The organism is Lentzea sp. NPDC006480 (genome assembly GCF_040611995.1).
GTDB lineage: Bacteria > Actinomycetota > Actinomycetes > Mycobacteriales > Pseudonocardiaceae > Lentzea.
Genome location: NZ_JBEXPJ010000341.1, coordinates 1 through 1,957, shown reverse-complemented (window position 1 = coordinate 1,957; position 1,957 = coordinate 1). Strand labels below are relative to the sequence as shown.

1 protein-coding gene and 1 pseudogene are annotated in these 1,957 nt (G+C 64.4%); one reads left to right on the top strand and one right to left on the bottom strand.

Translation table 11 applies throughout. The annotated features are described in order from the left end of the window. Positions 1-469 precede the first annotated feature (469 nt). Positions 470-1,749: pseudogene (locus tag ABZX92_RS45785) on the bottom strand (IS256 family transposase). Between the two features lie 15 nt (positions 1,750-1,764). Here ABZX92_RS45785 and ABZX92_RS45780 point away from each other — a divergent pair. After that, positions 1,765-1,957: hypothetical protein (locus ABZX92_RS45780; protein ID WP_355572433.1), on the top strand; the 193-nt coding region annotated here is incomplete at its 3' end.

Here is a 1,957-nt window from a genome sequence, read left to right as displayed (position 1 = left end):
TATCACAGCCCTGCCCACACGGCAAAAACCCGCGCAAGACACAACGCCTCACACCGGATCCTCACACCGCTCATCGAATCACTACACTCACATCGCTGCCCAAACGAACACCGAACACACTGACACCCTCACCACAACTGACGCGCACCCCCACAACACACCAGACAACCTCACGCCACCCACCCGGCCACCACCCTCCAAACACTCCATAACATCCCCCGACAACACCTGATCACCACACACCCCCGACCAGATTCCGAACTCCCACCCAAACATCTCCACCATCACCCGCCCTATGACAACATGACCACCAACCACAACCCACCATGCCCATCCGCCCCCAAAACCATGCCCATCCGCCCCCAAAACCATGCCCATCCGCCCCCAACACCACCCCCAGCCCAGATTCGCCGAGTGGCAGAAACCGGCGGGTCTGTCAAACGAACGGTGTAACTCAGGTTGAAGGAAACTACTTGCGTCCGGCGGCCAGGCGGCCGTCGAAGGCGATGTCGAACGCGTTGAGCGCGGGTTTCCACCGCATCGTCCAGCGCGCACGGCCGGTGCCGGTCGGGTCCAGGCTCATGATGGCCATGTAGACGCATTTGAGCGCGGCCTGCTCGTTGGGGAAGTGCCCGCGGGCTTTGACGGCGCGGCGGATGCGGGCGTTGACACTCTCGATCGCGTTGGTCGAGCAGATCACCCGCCGGATCTCTGGATCGAAGGTCAGGAACGGCACGAACTCGGCCCAGGCGTTGTCCCACAACCGCACGATCGCCGGATAGCGGCCGCCCCAGGCCTCGGCGAACTCACCGAACCGCTCGCGGGCAGCGGCCTCGGTCGGCGCGGTGTAAACCGGCTTGAGTGCCTTGGCGATCACGGCCCAGTGCTGACGGCCCGCGTAACGGAAACTGTTGCGCAGCAAGTGAACCACGCAGGTCTGGGTGATCGTCTGCGGCCAGACGGTGGTGATCGCGTCCGGCAGGCCGGTTAGCCCGTCGCAGACCACCATCAGCACATCGGCGACGCCGCGGTTCTTGAGCTCGGTGAGCACGTGCAGCCAGTATTTGGTGCCCTCGCCGCCGTCACCGGCCCACAACCCGAGGATGTCCCGGCGTCCCTCGCAGGTGACGGCGAGCGCGACGTAGATCGGCCGGTTGGCCACCTGCCCGTCCCGGATCTTGACGTGGATAGCGTCGATGAAGATCACCGGATACACCGCGTCGAGAGGCCTGTTCTGCCATTCGACCATGCCCTCGACGACCTTGTCGGTGATCGTGGAGATCGTCTGCCTCGACACCTCGGCGCCATAGACCTCCGCCAGATGCGCGGAGATCTCCCCAGTGGTCAAACCCTTGGCCGCCAACGAGATCACCATCTCGTCCACGCCGCCCAGGCGCCTCTGCCGCTTGGCCACGATTTTGGGCTCGAAGCTGGCGTCCCGATCACGAGGCACCTCGATCTCGACCGGGCCGACGTCGGTGAGCACGGTCTTGGACCGGGTGCCGTTACGCGAGTTACCGGTTCCGCGGCCGGCTGGGTCGTGCTTGTCATAGCCGAGGTGGTCGGTGATCTCGCCCTCGAGCGCGGACTCGAGCAGCCGCTTGGTCAGCTGCTGCAGCACCCGCCCTCACCGGTCAGCTTCAGACCACTGGCCTTCGCGCTGCTCAGCAGCTGCGCGACGAGCTGCTCGTCCAGGCCGTCCAGACCGGTCGCGGGCTTCGAGTCCTCTGCGTTCTCCACGCCGGACATCATGTCGGTCATCAGGTGCACTTCCATGATCGGGAGTTACACCGCTCGTTTTACAGTCCCGAACCGGCCTCTCGATCCGGCTTGAGTTCTATCGGTGGTTGCAAGCGTTCCTCGTTCGGTAACGGCCGTGTGGCGCGCAAGCTGTTCGAGGCGATGGTCAACAATCAGGCATCGCGGTTGGCGACGGCGCCGCCGTCGAAGGATTCGG